The sequence below is a fragment of the Pleomorphomonas sp. JP5 genome, from assembly GCF_023721815.1.
Lineage (GTDB): Bacteria > Pseudomonadota > Alphaproteobacteria > Rhizobiales > Pleomorphomonadaceae > Pleomorphomonas.
The window spans coordinates 116,885-133,825 of record NZ_JAMDLI010000002.1 but is presented as its reverse complement, the minus strand read 5'-3'; the positions used below and the strand labels follow the sequence as shown (position 1 = coordinate 133,825).

11 protein-coding genes are annotated in these 16,941 nt (G+C 66.7%); 8 read left to right on the top strand and 3 right to left on the bottom strand.

Annotation, left to right across the window (positions count from 1 at the left end; translation table 11 throughout):
• Positions 1 to 274: 274 nt before the first annotated feature.
• Complete coding sequence (locus tag M4J40_RS02460; protein ID WP_251751838.1) at positions 275 to 2,509, bottom strand: primosomal protein N'; 2,235 nt, start codon at positions 2,507 to 2,509, stop codon at positions 275 to 277.
• A 95-nt stretch (positions 2,510 to 2,604) separates the two neighbouring features.
• On the opposite strand from M4J40_RS02460, the gene pdxY reads away from it, so the two are divergent.
• The 4 genes from pdxY to leuC all read left to right on the top strand — a co-directional run bounded on the left by pdxY (position 2,605) and on the right by leuC (position 7,408).
• Positions 2,605 to 3,504 carry a pyridoxal kinase gene (gene pdxY / locus M4J40_RS02455; RefSeq protein WP_251751836.1) on the top strand — a complete coding sequence of 300 codons (900 nt, stop codon included), beginning with the start codon at positions 2,605 to 2,607 and terminating at the stop codon, positions 3,502 to 3,504.
• Positions 3,505 to 3,596: 92 nt separating this feature from the next.
• Complete coding sequence (locus M4J40_RS02450) at positions 3,597 to 4,283, top strand: carbonic anhydrase (RefSeq protein WP_251751835.1); 687 nt, start codon at positions 3,597 to 3,599, stop codon at positions 4,281 to 4,283.
• Between the two features lie 87 nt (positions 4,284 to 4,370).
• Positions 4,371 to 5,483, top strand: a complete 1,113-nt coding sequence (gene leuB / locus M4J40_RS02445; protein WP_251751833.1) for a 3-isopropylmalate dehydrogenase — start codon at positions 4,371 to 4,373, stop codon at positions 5,481 to 5,483.
• A gap of 512 nt (positions 5,484 to 5,995) precedes the next feature.
• The gene (gene leuC, locus M4J40_RS02440) at positions 5,996 to 7,408 is read left to right on the top strand and encodes a 3-isopropylmalate dehydratase large subunit (RefSeq protein WP_251751831.1); all 1,413 of its coding nucleotides are present in this window, start codon (positions 5,996 to 5,998) and stop codon (positions 7,406 to 7,408) included.
• A 58-nt stretch (positions 7,409 to 7,466) separates the two neighbouring features.
• On the opposite strand, the gene M4J40_RS02435 is transcribed toward leuC, so the two are convergent.
• Complete coding sequence (locus tag M4J40_RS02435; RefSeq protein ID WP_251751830.1) at positions 7,467 to 8,495, bottom strand: DUF2332 domain-containing protein; 1,029 nt, start codon at positions 8,493 to 8,495, stop codon at positions 7,467 to 7,469.
• A gap of 219 nt (positions 8,496 to 8,714) precedes the next feature.
• Here M4J40_RS02435 and M4J40_RS02430 point away from each other — a divergent pair, with 219 nt between their 5' ends.
• The 4 genes from M4J40_RS02430 (at position 8,715) to M4J40_RS02415 (ending at position 16,122) form a co-directional block, all read left to right on the top strand.
• Entirely contained in the window at positions 8,715 to 9,197 is a 483-nt protein-coding gene (locus M4J40_RS02430; protein ID WP_251728940.1) for a GNAT family N-acetyltransferase, read from the top strand.
• A 106-nt stretch (positions 9,198 to 9,303) separates the two neighbouring features.
• Positions 9,304 to 12,618, top strand: a complete 3,315-nt coding sequence (locus M4J40_RS02425; protein WP_251751828.1) for a DUF2126 domain-containing protein — start codon at positions 9,304 to 9,306, stop codon at positions 12,616 to 12,618.
• 88 nt (positions 12,619 to 12,706) lie between these two features.
• Positions 12,707 to 15,211 (top strand): circularly permuted type 2 ATP-grasp protein, encoded by a 2,505-nt coding sequence (locus M4J40_RS02420; RefSeq protein WP_251751826.1) that lies wholly within the window; start codon positions 12,707 to 12,709, stop codon positions 15,209 to 15,211.
• Positions 15,208 to 16,122, top strand: a complete 915-nt coding sequence (locus M4J40_RS02415) for a transglutaminase family protein (protein ID WP_251751824.1) — start codon at positions 15,208 to 15,210, stop codon at positions 16,120 to 16,122. Before M4J40_RS02420 ends, M4J40_RS02415 begins: the two co-directional genes overlap by 4 nt.
• Positions 16,123 to 16,125: 3 nt before the next feature.
• Here the strand turns inward: M4J40_RS02415 and hutG are convergent, their stop codons facing one another.
• On the bottom strand, positions 16,126 to 16,938 hold the full coding sequence (gene hutG, locus M4J40_RS02410) for an N-formylglutamate deformylase (protein ID WP_251751823.1): 813 nt from the start codon (positions 16,936 to 16,938) through the stop codon (positions 16,126 to 16,128).
• Positions 16,939 to 16,941: the final 3 nt, after the last annotated feature.

Below are 16,941 nucleotides of genomic sequence, written 5' to 3'. Positions count from 1 at the left end.
GGTGCGAACCATCAAAGGTTCACCCGGTTGAACGCTTTGAAGAAACTCGCAGAATAGAATACGACGGCGGCACGGCGCACGGCCCCGCAGCGAACTTGGCTCCGTCTATCACAGGACTTTCCCTCACGCAACGCGTTCACTGGATTCAGGAATTCCGTGTTTTGCGCGGATATCCTTAGGTAAATGGCCGCTTGGGACATCCCCTTAAAAAAACATCATCCTAAAGTCGAATAGTTTATCGTTTTAGGTGGAGTTGAGCGCCGTTTTGCGGGCGTCAGAGGAAGTTCTGCGGATCGACGTCGACATAAGCCTCAACGCCGCGCGTCGGGCGATCGGCGGCGGAAATCCAGGCGCGCATGTAGGCTGAAAGGTCGGTATCGCGGCCGGAATGGGCAATCAGGCGGAAGCGGTGGCGACCGCGCACCACGGCCAGCGCCGCCTCGGCGGGGCCCAACACCTCGACGGCGGGGTCGTGGGGCGCCATGCGGGCGAGATGGCGGGCGTGATCCTCGGCAAGTTCGCGGCTGGGCCCCGACACGAGGATTGCCGCGAGCCGACCGAAGGGCGGCATGGTCGAACGCTCGCGCTCTGCAAGCTCGGTTCGGTAGAAGCGTTCGGCGTCGCCCGAGACGAGCGCCTCGATCACCGGGTTTTCCGGCGCGTAGGTTTGGAGCAGGCCGAGGCCCTTGCCGATGACGCGGCCGGCGCGTCCGGTAACCTGGGCCAACAGCTGGAAGGTGCGCTCGGCGGCGCGCGGATCGCCCTGGGACAGGCCAAGGTCGGCATCGACCACGCCGACTAGCGTCAGTTTGGGGAACGTATGCCCCTTGGCCACCATCTGCGTGCCGACGACGATGTCGCACTCGCCTTTGGCCACGGCCTCGAACTCTGCCTTGAGACGCTGGATGCCCCCGCCGATGTCGGACGACAGGACCACGGTGCGCTTGTCGGGCAGCAGCGTTTGCATTTCCTCGGCAATGCGCTCGACGCCGGGACCGCAGGCGACGAGACTGTCGAGCGTGCCGCAGGAGGGGCAGGCCTCGGGGCGGGGCACCGTGTGGCCGCAATGATGGCAGACGAGCCGCCCCCTGAAGCGGTGTTCCACCAGCCAGGCCGAACACTGCGGGCACTGGAAGCGGTGGCCGCAGGACCGGCAGAGCGTGAGCGGCGCGTAGCCGCGCCGATTGAGAAACAGCATGGCCTGCTCGCCGCGCTCGGTCACTTCGCGGATGGCGGCGACGAGACCGGGGGCGAGAAAACGGCCGCGTGGCGGGCCGGCCTTGCGCATGTCGATGGCATAAAGGCTGGGCAGGTCGCGACCCGTGGCTCGCGCCGGCAGCACCAGGTGGCGATAGCGACCGCGCTCGGCATTGACGCGGCTTTCGAGGGAGGGCGTCGCCGAGGCGAGGATGACGGGTATCTTTTCCAGTCGCCCGCGGACCACCGCCATGTCGCGGGCATGGTAGCTCGCCCATTCTTCCTGCTTGTAGGCGCCGTCGTGTTCCTCGTCGACGACGATCAGGCCGAGGTCCGAAAAGGGCAGGAACAGGGCCGAACGAGCCCCGACGACAACGCGCGCCTCGCCGAGAGCCACCGCTCGCCAGGTGCGGGCACGCATCTTCGGGGTGACGTCCGAGTGCCATTCCGCCGGCAGGGCGCCGAAACGCTCGGAGAAGCGCTCAAGGAAGGCGCGGGTCAGCGCGATTTCCGGCACCAGGATCAGCGCCTGCCGTCCGGCCCTCAACGCGTCGGCGACCGCTTCAAGGTAGACCTCGGTCTTGCCGGAGCCGGTGACGCCGTCGATCAGCGTCACGCCGTTGTCCTGGGCCTCGCGCAACCGGGCGACGGCGGCGGTCTGGTCGGGGGTGAGAGCGATGGGGTTGAAGTCGGGATCGGGCGCGCGAAACGGACGGCCGGGCGGCAGTTCCACCTCGGTCAGCGCCCCGGCGGTCACCAGTCCCTCGACGACGGACGGGGAGACGCCGGCCGCCGCCGCGAGGCCGGCTCGCGTCCAGGCCTGCCCCTCGTTTTCGTCGAGCAGCGCCAAAACTCGTCGCCGGGCGTCGGTGAGGCGCTCTGGCGTCGCGCTTGTCGATATGAGTCCACGCAACGGGGGCTCGGGCTCCAGCGCGTCCGGCGCGCGCAGCACCATTCGCAACACCATGCCGCGCGGCGTCAGCGTGTAGCGGGCGACCCAGTCGACGAAGGTGAGCATCTCCTGCGTCAGGGGCGGCGCATCGAAGGCGATCTCGATGGGGCGCAGGCGGTTCGAGGAGGCCTGGAGCTCGGCCGGCTCGGCCGTGACGACGCCAACCACCTTGCGCGGACCAAGCGGCACCTGAACGATCGAGCCGGGCACGACCACCATTCCGTGCGGTACGCGGTAGGAATAGGACAGGTCGAGACCGACGGGCGTCAGAACCTGCACCACATCTCCGCTGGCAGCGGGACGGGGGGCAGCCTCTCCGAACAGGTCGTGTATCGAGTTGGCAGGTTTTTCGGTCGGCATCGGCTGATTCGAGGTGTGCGGCGATTGATCATAGGCTAAACGGAGGGCCGTCGCCTCGCCAAGCCGTCGCCGCTGCAAGGGAAAAGCCGCCGACCATGAGCCGCCCCGCCGTCATCGTTCTCTCCTCCTTCGTCGCCCGTGGATCCGTGGGCGCGCGCGCCGCGTTTGCGCTCGAGCGGCTCGGTCACCGCGTCTGGACGCTGCCGACGGTCATACTGCCTTGGCACCCCGGCCACGGTCGGGCCCATCGCATGACGCTGCCGGAGACCGATTTCGCGGCGCTTTGCGCCGATCTTGCGCGGGCGCCCTGGCTCTCCGAGGTCGGTGGCATCATCACCGGATATCTCGGTTCGGCCGGGCAGGCGGAAGCCGCCGCCGGGCTGGTCGCCGCCGTCAGAGCTGCCAATCCGGAAGCGTTGCATCTTGCCGACCCCGTGATCGGCGACATGACCACCGGTGGCGCGGGCGGCCTCTACGTGCCCGAACCCGTCGCCATCGCTCAGCGTGACCGCCTGATCGCCATCGCCGATATCGCAACGCCCAACCGCTTCGAACTTGGCTGGCTGACCGGCCGACCGGTCGAGACGCTGACCGAGATTTCGGCGGCGGCGCGGGCTCTCGGGCCGAAACGCGTCGTCGTCACGTCGGCGCCGGCCCTGATAACCGGCAAGATCGCGGCGGCGCTCGTCACCGCGAGCGAGGCCATCGTCGCCGAGAACCAGATGGTGGAAGGAGCCCCCAACGGGACCGGCGACCTGTTCGCCGCGCTTTTCCTGTCACGGCTCATCGGCGGCGCCTCCGACGAGGCGGCTCTCGCGGCCGCGTCGGCCTCCACCTTCGAAGTCATTGTTCGGTCGGTAAAGGCGGGTGGGCGCGAGCTGGACCTCGTGGATCAGCAGGAGGCGCTGGTTCGACCTATGGCCATGGTGGACATTCGCCGGCTCGCCACGCCGCGTCGGCCCGTTGCGCGTCCTTCGGGAATCGAGACTTTGTGAAGCGCGCCAAGATTGACGCTTATAAGTATACTTCCTTATAACGCATCCGCGGAGATTTTCGTCTCTCCGTCCCTCCAGCCGGATTTTCGCCGATGACCGAACCGAAAGCCCCTCTCCGCCCGAAGCTTCCCGCCTCCTTCCCGGGGCGTCTGACGACCGGTTACGAGGCTTTCCGAGAGGGGCGATATCCAAGCGAGAACGAGCGCTACAAGCGGCTTGCCGCCGAGGGGCAGAAGCCTCGGATCATGATCATCGGCTGCTCGGACAGTCGCGTGTCGCCGGAAGTGATCTTCGACGCTGGCCCGGGCGAGATCTTCGTCGTCCGCAACGTCGCCAACATCGTGCCGCCCTACACGCCGGACGGCGAAACGCACGGCACCTCGGCCGCGCTCGAGTTCGCGGTGATGGCGCTCGCCGTCAGTCATATCGTGGTCATGGGGCATGGCCGCTGCGGCGGCATCGCCGCGGCGCTCGACAATCGCGATCCGCTGACGCCGACCGACTTTATCGGCAAGTGGGTTTCGGTACTGGACGAGACGGCCGAACGGGTGCGGTGCGATCATGCGATCGGACCAGGCTTGCGTTACACCGCGCTCGAACACGAGGCGATCAAGTCATCGCTCAGGAACCTCCTTGACTATCCCTTCGTCAAGAACCGGGTCGAGTCCGGCGACCTGGCCCTGCACGGCGCCTGGTTCGACGTTGCCGAGGGGGAGCTTCACGTGCTCGACCGCGACAGCGGAGATTTCGCCGTCCTCTCCGGTACGCTTGCCCCTTGAACCTTGACGGCAAGGCGATTACGGCTAGCGGCCGACATTCGGCCGGACGAGGCCGGCTGCCTTCTTTCAAGCTTCGAGGATGCGACGATGGCAAAGAATTCGCTGTTCCTGCTGCCCGGCGACGGCATCGGCCCGGAAATCATGGCCGAGGTGGAAACGATCATCGCGTTTCTGAACCGCAAGGGCCTGACCGACTTCTCGCTCGATCGCGGCCTTGTCGGCGGTTCGGCCTATGACGCCCATGGCGCCGCCATCTCCGAGGCCGACATGGCCAAGGCGCTTGCCGCCGACGCGGTGCTGTTCGGCGCCGTCGGTGGCCCCAAGTGGGACAGCGTTCCCTACAACTGCCGCCCGGAAGCTGGCCTGCTGCGTCTTCGCAAGGACCTCGGCCTGTTCGCCAATCTTCGCCCGGCGATCTGCTATCCGGCGCTCGCCGATGCCTCGTCGCTGAAGCGCGACGTGGTCGAAGGCCTCGACATCCTGATCGTCCGCGAGCTGACTGGCGGCGTCTATTTCGGTGAGCCGAAGGAGATCGTCACGCTGGAGAACGGCGAGAAGCGCGCCGTCGACACGCAGGTCTACACCACCCACGAAATCGAGCGGATTGCCCGCGTCGCCTTCGACCTTGCCAAGGCGCGCAACGGCCGCGTCTCCTCGGCCGAAAAGCGCAACGTGATGAAGTCCGGCGTGTTGTGGAACCAGGTGGTGACGAAGATCGGCAAGGAAGAGTATGCCGACGTCAAGCTCGACCATATCCTCGCCGACAACTGCGCCATGCAGCTCGTGCGCTATCCCAAGCAGTTCGATGTCATCCTGACCGACAACCTGTTCGGCGACGTTCTCTCCGATATCGGCGCCATGCTGACCGGCTCGCTCGGCATGCTGCCGTCGGCCTCGCTCGGCGCCCCGGATCCTGCGACCGGCAAGCGCAAGGCGCTCTACGAGCCCGTCCACGGCTCGGCGCCCGATATCGCCGGGACCGGCGCGGCCAACCCGATCGCCATGATCGCCTCCTTCGGCATGGCGCTGCGCTACTCCTTCGGCCTGATCGACCTTGCCGGCAAGCTGGACGAGGCGATCGCCCGCGTGCTCGGCAAGGGGCTCCGGACCAAGGACATCGCTCAGAAGGGCGAAGCCACCGTCGATACCCGCGCCATGGGCGCGGCCATCCTGGCCGAGTTCGAGGCGCTGATCGGCTGACGTATTCGACTTTCGGCTATCGGTGCGGCGCTCACGGGGTTGTTAACTCGGTCGCTCTTGTTTTCAGGGCAAGCCGCACCAAATCATGATCATGACGGCATCGCCCATCAGGCACTGCCCCCCGTCTCGCCAGCGGCGGTGACCGTCGCCGGGTTCCCCTCCCGGCCCGCGCTGATCCCTAGCGCCGCGCCCAGCCTTCCCCCGAGGCTGGGCGCTTCTCGTTTCCGGGGGCTTGACCCTGGTGTTTTCATATCGCTGATTGTCGGCGAGGCCGTTTTTCAGTATAGAGCGCTTCATGAACGCAAAGCCGCAGATCACGCGTGTGCCGACGTCGGTCGATTATTTCCCGGCCCACGATCACGCGCGTCTGCCATGGCGGTTTCTGGCCCGGCAGACCGGGGACAGTCGACTCCGGGCCTGACGAAGCGACCGGACCACCGGTCTTTCCATTGCTTTTCTGACATGTCAGGGGCGTGGTTCGCACGCCTCACGGAATCGAAAGTCCGATCATCATGACCGCCAAACTCCGCACTCTCTACGACAAGATCTTCGACGACCACGTGGTCGAGACGCAGGCCGACGGTACGTCGCTGCTCTACATCGATCGCCATCTCGTTCACGAAGTGACCAGCCCGCAGGCTTTCGAGGGATTGAGAACGGCTGGCCGCAAGGTTCACCAGCCGGGCAAGACGCTTGCCGTCGTCGATCACAACGTGCCGACCACCGATCGCAGCAAGGGCATTGAAGACCCCGAAAGCCGCGAGCAGGTCGGGCAGCTTGCCATCAACGCCGCCGAGTTCGGCGTCGAGTACTACAATGAGCTCGATCGCCGGCAGGGCGTCGTCCATGTGGTCGGTCCCGAGCAGGGTTTCACGCTGCCCGGCATGACCATCGTTTGTGGTGACAGCCACACCTCGACGCACGGCGCTTTCGGCGCGCTCGCCCACGGTATCGGCACCTCCGAGGTCGAGCATGTGCTCGCCACGCAGACGCTGATCCAGAAGAAGGCGAAGAACATGCTGGTGCGCGTCGACGGCAAGGCGCCGGCCGGCGTCACTGCCAAGGACATCGTGCTGGCCATCATCGGCGAGATCGGTACGGCCGGCGGCACCGGCCACGTCATCGAGTATGCCGGCGAGGCGATCCGCGCCCTTTCCATGGAAGGCCGGATGACCGTCTGCAACATGTCGATCGAGGGCGGTGCTCGCGCTGGCCTGATCGCGCCGGACGAGACGACCTATGCCTATATCGCCGGTCGCCCGAAGGCGCCGACGGGCGAGGCGCTGGAGCGCGCCATGGCCTACTGGAAGACGCTCTATACCGATGAGGGCGCCCATTTCGACAAGGTGGTGACGCTCGACGCGGCCAGCCTGCCGCCGATCGTCACCTGGGGAACCAGCCCCGAGGACGTCGTGTCGATCACCGGCGCGGTGCCCAACCCGGACGATATCGCCGATGAGACGAAGCGCACCTCCAAGTGGCGCGCGCTCGACTACATGGGGCTGAAGCCGGGCCAGAAGATGACCGAGATCGCCCTCGACAAGGTGTTCGTCGGCTCTTGCACCAACGGCCGCATCGAAGATCTCCGGGCCGCGGCCGCCGTGGCCAAGGGGCGCAAGGTGGCTTCCTCGATCAAGCTCGCGATGATCGTGCCGGGCTCCGGCCTCGTCAAGGAACAGGCGGAAGCGGAAGGCCTCGACAAGATCTTCATCGAGGCTGGCTTCGAGTGGCGCGAGCCGGGTTGTTCGATGTGCCTTGCCATGAACCCCGACAAGCTGGCGCCCGGCGAACGCTGCGCCTCCACCTCGAACCGCAACTTCGAGGGGCGTCAGGGCTACATGGGTCGCACCCATCTGGTGTCGCCGGCCATGGCGGCGGCGGCGGCGATCGCCGGCCACTTCGTGGATATCCGCGACTTCAAGTGACGCCGCACCAAGGCGGAAGGAAGACTCAAGGGCCGGGGCCGATAGCTCCGGCCTTTTTTCATTGCTCACCCAGCCAGCGCAGCCAGCGACCATGGAAGTCGCCGCGCGCCAGGACATGGTGCTCGCCGGAGGGGAACAGCGTGACCAGAAGCCCGGCACCGGGCTTCTGACCGTCCGCCTCCAGCCGCAGCCAGGCAAGCGGTGCCGTCTCGGCGGCTCGCAACATGGCGGTCTGGATGCCGAGGCGAGCCGGGTCGGAAAGATACTGCCAGAAGATCGAGTGGACGACGACGCGAAGCGTTCCGTCCTCGGGCGGCTCGGCCAGCTCGCGGGCGAGAAACTCCGCGGCGTCGGCCGCCTCTACGCGCTCGGGCCGCGATGCGGCGTGGTCGAGGGCAGCGTTGAGCCGGGCCTTGCGCTCCGTCTGGTCGGCCCAGACGTAGGAGAGAAGCCGAGTCCGGTGTTCCGCGTCGGCTGGATCGAGGGGAGAGAGGTCGCAGGCCCTGCGGCGCACCACCTCGACCGTTCCGTCGAGCAGCGGTGGGGCGTCGCAGTCGGGGGCGAGTTCGAGGGGCGCCTTCGTCCGGCCCCAGCGGCTGTCGCCGTAGCGATAGGCGTAGGCGTCCCAGTGGAGATTGAGGCCTGCGCTGGCGCCGATCTCAAGGATGTCGAGCTTTGGACCGAAACGGCGGGCGAGCCAGAGAAAGCCGGGCAGAAGCATGGCCGAGCGGCCGACCTCGTTGGTCTGCGGCGGGCTCATGAGGATGTCGTGAAGGTCGTGGTCGTGCTGGCCGATGGCGGCGCTCACGGCGGCGACGAGCGTTTCGTCCGACACCTCGACCGGCGGATAGACGGCGGCGAGCCCGGTGTCGCGTTGGGTTAACACCAACCGGTGCAGGCCGCCGAACAGGCGCAGGGGCACGGCGTCCTCACCGGCATGGCCGTTCCAGGCAAGGATGCGTCGGCCGGTCAGCGTCGTTCGGTCGAGAAAGCGTGGCGCGAGGTCGGCGAGGCGGGCGGTAAATGGCGATCCCATGGTGCGGCAGGCCTCGGCCTGGCGACGGAAATGCTCGAAAATGTCGCTCATTGCGGCTTGCCCCCCGGCTTTCCAGAATCCGCAGCGACGATAGCGGCGACGGGCGACGATGACCAGCCCGGAGGCCGTCATGCCGACATGAGGGGGACGAAGCCGCTTCCGACCCAAAAAATGCGACTCGCTTCGTCTCAGCCTTGCTCCCGCCGTCCGCATGGGGCAAGTAATGCTGGTGTCACGCGTAAGTGTCGCTTTTCCGGGGGACTTTTGACCATGTCGCTGACGATTGCCGCTGTCACCCAGGCGGACGCCCACAAGCTGGCGCCGATTATTGCCGCCTATGCCCAGGCAATGAAGCGCGGCGCGCCGCGCCGTCCGGACGAGTATTACGCCGAGCTTCTCGCCGTCGATCCGGCGACGGAAGTGCTGGGCGCCTTCGTCGATGAAGAGCTGGTTGGCTTTGCCGTGTTCTTCGACCTGCCGGACACCATGTCGGGCCATCGGGTCGGTCATCTCGAGGATATCTACGTCCTGCCCGAGTTCCGCAACCGCGGCATCGGTCGCAAGTTCGTCGAGGTGCTGAAAGTCGAGGGCCAGAGCCGCGGCTGGGATCGCTTGCGCTGGGTCGTTCCGCCGCCCGTCGACGCCGCTGCCACCGGCCTGCCGACCGACAGCGCGCTCTATGAAGAGATCGCCACGCCGTCTGTTTCCAAGCTCTACGACATCGTCATCGATCCTCTGTCGCGCAAGTCCTGACGGTTTGCCTATAAAGCAAGCAGGCGTCGCCTAAGCTCAGGGCTTTCCCGGATGGCTGTTTCGCCCTTAAATGCGGTCGCGCTCAATGCGACCGCAGGGAGAGATGATGGCCGTCCTGACCAAGCTGACGCACGTCACCCGCTATGTCTATGACAAGCCGGTCCTTCTTTCTCCTCAGCTGGTGCGGTTGAGACCTGCGCCGCACAGCCGGACCGCCGTGCCTGCCTATGCTCTGAAGGTCACGCCGGAGACTCACTTCGTCAACTGGCAGCAGGACCCGCACGGCAACTGGCTAGCCCGGTTCGTCTTTCCCGAGCCGACATCCGAGTTCTCGGTGAGCGTCGACCTGCTCGCCGAGATGGCGGTCTACAATCCGTTCGATTTCTTCATCGAGAATTATGCCGAGACCTGGCCGTTTACCTACGCGCCGGATCTCGCCAAGGACCTTGCGCCGTTTCTCGAATGCGAGGAGGAGGGGGAGCTCTTCGAGGCCTATCTCGCGGCGATCCCGCGCGAACGCAAGCAGACCACCGATTTCGTCGTTGCGGTGAACCAGGCGCTCCAGCAGCATATCGGCTACGAGATCCGTCTTGAACCAGGGGTGCAAAGTCCGGAGGAGACGCTGACGCGCCGGGCGGGGTCGTGCCGCGACAGCGGCTGGCTCCTGGTGCAGCTTCTTCGTCGGCTCGGCCTCGCCGCCCGTTTCGTCTCGGGCTACCTCATCCAGCTCAGGCCCGACGTCAAGGCACTCGACGGTCCGTCGGGCACCGATGTCGATTTCACCGACCTACATGCCTGGGCTGAGGTCTATATTCCCGGCGCCGGCTGGATCGGCCTCGATCCCACCTCGGGTCTTTTGACCGGCGAGAGCCATATTCCGCTCGCTGCGACGCCGCACTATCGCTCGGCGGCGCCCATCGTCGGTTCCTTCAGTGCGCCGCCCGACACGAAAACCGAGTTCTTCTTCGAGATGAAGATCGCCCGCGTCGACGAGCGGCCGCGTGTCACCTGGCCCTTCTCCGACGATGCGTGGGAGCGTCTGGACCGGTTGGGCGAGACGGTGGATGCCGATCTCGCAGCCGGCGACGTCCGTCTCACCATGGGGGGCGAGCCGACGTTCGTCTCGATCGACGACTACCAGTCGGAGGAATGGAACACCGCCGCCGTCGGTCCCACCAAGCGGGGCCGGGCCGACGAGTTGATCCGTCGCCTTGCCGCTCGCTTCGCGCCGGGCGGCTTCCTGCACTATGGACAAGGCAAGTGGTACCCAGGCGAGAGCCTGCCGCGCTGGACGTTCTCGCTCTACTGGCGCAAGGACGGCAAGCCGATCTGGCGCAATCTCGACCTCGTCGCGCCGGAGACCGAGCTCGCGCCGGCCAATGCGGAGGGCGCTTGCGCATTGGCGCGCGGCGTGGCCCGTCGGCTTGGCGTGTCCGGTCGCTGCGCCGTGCCGGCCTATGAGGATCCGGCCCACTGGATACTGAAAGAATCCGGGTTGCCGGACAATGTCACCGCCGAGGACAGCAAACTCGACGATCCGGAGGAGCGCGCCCGCATCGCGCGGGTCTTCGAACGTGGCCTCGGCACGCCCGGCGCCTACGTGCTGCCGGTGCAGCGCTGGCAAGGGGCCGCCGGCAGGGGCTGGCTGTCGGAGGTCTGGAACTTCCGGCGAGGCAAGCTCTATCTTCTTCCCGGCGACTCTCCCGCCGGCTTTCGTCTGCCGCTCGCCTCGCTTCCATGGGTGCCGCCGGCCGCCTATCCCTTCCATGTCGATCGCGACCTGATGGGGGAACTCCCGGATCTGCCGGATCCCGATCAGCTCGCCACGGCCTACGAACACTCGCGCGAGCAGGCCGCCGACGATCCGCGCGTCGACCAGTGGATGACCGGCGATGGCGGAGCCGTCCGTACGGCCATGAGCGTCGAGCCGCGAGATGGCCGGCTCTGTGTGTTCATGCCGCCGGTGGCGGGCGCCGACGATTATCTCGAGCTGCTGGCCGCCGTCGAATCCACGGCGGAGGACCTCGGGTTGCCCGTTCATGTCGAGGGCTACCCGCCGCCGCCTGATCCGCGCCTCAACGTCATTCGGGTTGCGCCCGATCCCGGCGTCATCGAGGTCAACGTCCATCCCGCCGCCGGCTGGAGAGACTGCGTTGCCATCACCTCGGCCGTCTACGAGGAGGCGCGACTCTCTCGCCTCGGCACAGACAAGTTCATGATCGATGGCCGCCACACCGGCACCGGCGGCGGCAACCACGTGGTGGTCGGCGGCGCGTCACCTTCCGATAGCCCGTTTCTTCGCCGGCCCGACCTTCTGAAGAGCCTTGTTCTCTACTGGCAGCGGCATCCCTCGCTCAGCTACCTGTTCTCGGGCCTGTTCATCGGGCCGACCAGCCAGGCGCCACGCATCGACGAAGCCAGGCACGATAACCTCTACGAGCTCGAGATCGCGCTTGCCCAGGTGCCTGCGCCGGGCGAAGGGGCGGCGCCTTTGCCTTGGCTGGTCGATCGCCTGTTCCGCAATCTTCTCACAGACGTCACCGGCAACACTCATCGCTCGGAAATCTGCATCGACAAGCTGTTCTCGCCGGATGGCCCGACCGGTCGGCTGGGTCTCGTCGAGTTCCGCTCCTTCGAGATGCCGCCGGATTCGCGCATGTCGCTCGCCCAGCAACTACTGCTCCGGGCGCTGATCGCCTGGTTCTGGAACGAGCCGCAGCAGGGCAACTTCTCGCGCCACGGCACGGCGCTCTTCGATCGCTTCATGCTGGAGCATTTCGTTTGGCAGGACTTCCTGGAGGTGATCGCCGACCTCAACCGGGCCGGCTATCCCATGGAATCGGTCTGGTACGATGCCCAGCGCGAGTTTCGCTTCCCCTATTTCGGCACCGTCAAGCGGCAGGGTGTTTCGCTGGAGCTCAGGGGCGCGCTCGAGCCGTGGCACGTCACCGGCGAGCAGGGAGCCGCCGGTGGCACGGTGCGCTTCGTCGACAGCTCGGTGGAGAGGTTGCAGGCGCGCGTTTCCGGCTTCGATCCAGCCCGGCATGTCCTTGCTTGCAATGGCCGGCGCGTGCCGGTCGCAGCGACCGGTCGTGTCGGGGACTACGTCGGCGGTGTTCGCTTCAAGGCCTGGCAGCCGGCCAGCGGCATCCATCCGGTGCTGCCGGTTAACGCGCCGCTGACTTTCGAAATCGTCGATCGCTGGTCGAAGCGGTCACTGGGCGGCGCTACCTATTTCGTCGCCCATCCCGGTGGTCGGAACTATGAAACTTTCCCCGTCAACGCCTACGAGGCCGAGGCGCGGCGGCTCGCCCGCTTCCAGGACTTCGGCCACTCGCAAGGGACGGTGAACCTGCCGGCCGAGGAAGCGCCGGGCGAGTTCCCCACGACACTCGACCTCCGGCGGCCGGCCGGCATATGAATCGAGACCGACGGGTGGCCATCTTGGCGATGCCGCGTCGGTCTGCTTAACTCGCGGCACCACACCTGTCGCCCACGCCGGAAACCCGATGAGCCAGCTTCAGCCCGATCCGCCCACTGCCGGACAGAAAGCCGGATCTGGTTTGCTGACGCGGGGCTACAAGCCGCTTGCCGGCGCCTATGACGAGATGATGGCGCCCGATGGTACGCTACGCGGGCCCTGGCCTTCCTTTCTGCAGCGCCTCGCCGATCTCGGCGAGGATGGTGTGCGCGAGGCCTTTGCCGGTGCCGAGCAGCAGCTCAAGAACTCCGGCGTGTTCTTTCGCGTCTATGACGACCCGGCCGGGGCCGAGCGTCCCTGGCCCCTGACGCCGCTGCCGCTTCTGATTTCCCAGTCGGAATGGGCGGTGCTGTCGGCCGGCGCGATTCAGCGTGCCCGTCTCACGGAGGCGCTGCTCGCCGACGTCTATGGTCCGGGGCGGCTCGCCCGCGACGGCGTGATTCCGGCCGCGGCCATTGCCGGCAGCCCTGATTTCCTGAGACCGATGGTCGGCGTCGTGCCGAAAGGGGGGCGCTTCCTGCGCTTTTTCGCCGTTGATCTCGGTCGAGGTCCCGACGGGCGCTGGTGGGTGCTCAGCGATCGTGCGCAAGCGCCGTCCGGATCCGGCTACGCGCTGGAGAACCGCCTGGCGGTGACGCGGGCGCTGCCGGAAGTGGCGCGCGGGCTCAATGTCGAACGGCTCGCGCCGTTTTTCCAGGCTTTTCGCGACGATCTCGCCGCCCTCAACGCCAATGCCGAAGCGAGGGTCGGCCTGCTCACGCCGGGGCGGCTCAATGAGACCTACTTCGAGCATGCCTATCTCGCCCGCTACCTCGGTTTCCTGCTGGTGGAAGGCGGCGATCTGACGGTTCGCGGCGATGCGGTCTATGTGCGCACCGTTTCGGGGCTCAAGCGCATCGACGCGCTGTGGCGACGGCTCGACGGCGATTTCGCAGATCCCCTCGAGCTCCGTACGGCTTCGGCGCTCGGCGTGCCGGGGTTGGTGCAGGCGGTCCGGTCCGGATGTGTCGACGTCACCAATGCGCTCGGCTCCGGCGTTGCAGAATCGCGAGCCTTGATGGGGTTCATGCCGGCGCTCTGCCGGCATCTGCTCGGCGAAGAGCTGACGCTGCCGAACCTCGCCACATGGTGGTGCGGGCAGGAGGCCGAGCGGCGGGCGGTACTCGATCGCTTCGACCGCATGGCCATCGCCTCGGCCTTTTCCGGTCCTCTGCCGGGGCTGCCCTTCTGGAGCAAGCTCGGCGCGGCCATGAGCAAGGCCGAACGGCAGGCGGTGCGGGATCTGATCGAGACACGCGGCCTCGACGTGGTCGGCCAGGAAAACGTCGGCCTTTCCACCATGCCGGTCTGGGACGGCAACCGCCTGGTGCCCAAGCCTTTCGTGTTGCGCCTGTTCGTGGCCGCCGTCGGCGATCGGGACTGGGTGGTGATGCCCGGCGGATTCTGCCGCATCTCGGGGTCGAGCGACGCGCGCCTCGTGTCCATGCAACAAGGAGCCGAGACGGCCGATGTCTGGGTTCTGTCCGATGCGCCGGTCAGAGAGGTTTCGCTGCTGCCTCAACCGGATCGCATATCCATTCGCCGATCCACGGGGACGCTGCCGTCACGTTCTGCCGACAATCTCTATTGGCTCGCCCGCTATCTGGAACGGTCGGAAGGTACCCTGCGTCTTCTGCGCGCGCTGATCAACCGGCTGGTGGAGGCCGGTGGCGATGCCGACCAGCCGATCATCCGGGCGCTGACTGACCATTTGCGGTTCATCGGCGCCATCGATCTCGAACGCAAGGGGACGCCGATCCAGCTTGTCGCCGCAGCTCTTGGCGACCCCGCGTCCCCCTCCGGCCTGCCGGCGTTGACCGGCGCGGCGCGGGGCGCCGGCTCGGCCATTCGCGACCGCCTGGCGCCGGACGCCTTTCGGGCGGTGACGGAAATAGCCGTCCTGTTCGAGGGCATGGGCCGGCGACGCCTCAACCCGGTGCAGATGCTCGACGAGGTCAATCACGGCCTGCGGCGCATTGCCGCCTTCGCAGGCCTCGCCTCCGAGAACATGAACCGCGCCATGGGCTGGCGTTTCCTCGATCTCGGCCGCCGGATAGAACGAGCGCTTACCACGGCGGGTTTGGTCCGCCGCTTCGCCCTCGAGACGCCGTCGACCGAGGCGCTCGATCTTGCCCTTGAGGCGGGGGACAGCCAGATCACCTATCGTTGGCGCTACGTGATGCGGCCGGCGCCCTTGCCGGTGATCGACCTTCTGATGCTGGACGACGCCAACCCGCGTTCCGTCGCGTTCCAGACGGCGCGCATCGTCGAGCACCTGGAAGCATTGCCGGCCACCCGCGTCGACGGGCGCCCGGTCGAACTTCTGCGCCTTGCCCGCAAGCTCGACGCGCGGCTTGCCAATACGGCGGCCGAGAAGATCGAGACGCGCGACCTCGACAAGGTCACCAACCGGCTGTTGCGACTGTCCGGCCTCGTGACCGATCGCTTCTTCACCCAGCGCCCCAGCGAGGCGCGGCCGGAGGAGCTCGAATGATCTATGAATTGCGCCAGCAGACGCGCTACGCCTATGCGGCGGCGGTTCCCTATTCGAGCCACGTCGCACGGCTGTTGCCGGTGGATCGCAAGGGGCAGACGGTGCGCAAGGCGGCGCTTTCCATCGCCCCTGTACCGTCGGAGCGGCAGGAGACCTTGGATTTCTTCGGCAACCGCATCTGCCATTTCGCTCTCGATCGTCCGCATGACGAGCTGGTTGTTCGGCTCGACGCCGAGGTGGAAGTGCTGCCGGCCGAACCCTATCTCGCCGCGCTGACGCCATCGGCCGAAGAGATCCGGGCGCTCGCGGTGGCCAGCCGCGACCTTGGCCCGGATTCGCCCGTGCATGGTCTGTTCGTCTCGCCGTCGGTGCCGCTCGACGCCGCCATCACCCGCTATGCCGCCCAGTCGTTCCCGGCTCGGCGACCGATGCTGGAGGGGGCGATCGAGCTCATGAAGCGGGTCAAGGGCGATTTCGCCTATGTGCTTGGCGCCACCGACGCCGACACCAGTCCATCGGACGCTTTCGCCGCGAGAAAGGGCGTCTGCCAGGACTTCGCCCATGTCATGATCGCCGGCCTCAGGGGTATCGCGCTGCCGGTGCGTTATGTGTCCGGTTACCTCCGCACCGAGCCGCCGCCTGGTCGGGAACGCCTGGAAGGCGCCGACGCCACCCACGCCTGGGTCGAGGTGTGGTGTGGCGGCGAGGCTGGCTGGGTGGGGCTCGACCCGACCAACGGCATCATGGCTGGCGAGGATCATCTCGTTCTCGCCATTGGACGCGACTATTCCGACGTGTCGCCGCTTGACGGTGTCATCGTCGCCTCGGGCGCCCATAGCTTGACGGTCGCCGTCGATGTCATTCCGCTGCCCGGTCCATCCGCCAAGCGCTCGCTCCGGGTTGTCGAATGAGCCTCAGCCCCTTGCGAAGGCCAGACAGGCGACCAATACGGCTCGCAGCGTCAGCCGCGTCGGCCCTGCGAATACCGGGTCGAAGGCGATCGGCCAGTTGGCCTCGCTGACCGGGCCCAGGCTTTCGCGCATATAGCCGCGACAGGCGAGCTCCATCTGCAACGCGTGGACGCCGTGCTCCGGCTGGCCATAATGGCGGGTGATGTAGCCGCCCTTGAAGCGGCCGTCGACAATATGGCTGCGACCGGAGGACGCGATCACGCTGGAGGCCCGTTCTACCAGGTCGGGATCGGCGGCGGCACCGCTGTTTGTGCCCAGGTTGAAGACTGGTAATTTGCCGGCAAATAAACGATAAATGGCGGAACGGATAGAGTGGCAGTCATAGAGAACCACCCGCTCACTCGATTCACGTAGCCGGCTAAGTTCACTGGACAGCGCCTTGTGGTAGGGCCGGAAGTAGAGATCGGTGCGCGCCTCGATCTCCTCGGCTGCGGGCTCTTCTCCGGGGCGATAGAGCGGCTCGCCGTCGAAGGTCTCGATGGGGCAGAGTCCGGTGGTGGCCTGCCCCGGATAGAGCGAGACGCCGCTTGGATCGCGATTGAGGTCGATCACGGTGCGCGACCAGTGAGCGCGAACGATGGTGGCGTCGAGCTCGCCGGCGAACTCATAGAGCTGGTCGATCCACCAATCGGCGTCCTTTCTGGCCAGCCACGGGGACACGAGGCGCGCCTCGATCTCCTCTGGGATCGCCGTGCCGACATGCGGCATGGAAAGAACGAGTGGCGCGTTCCCGCGCCGGATGACCGGGCCCATCATACC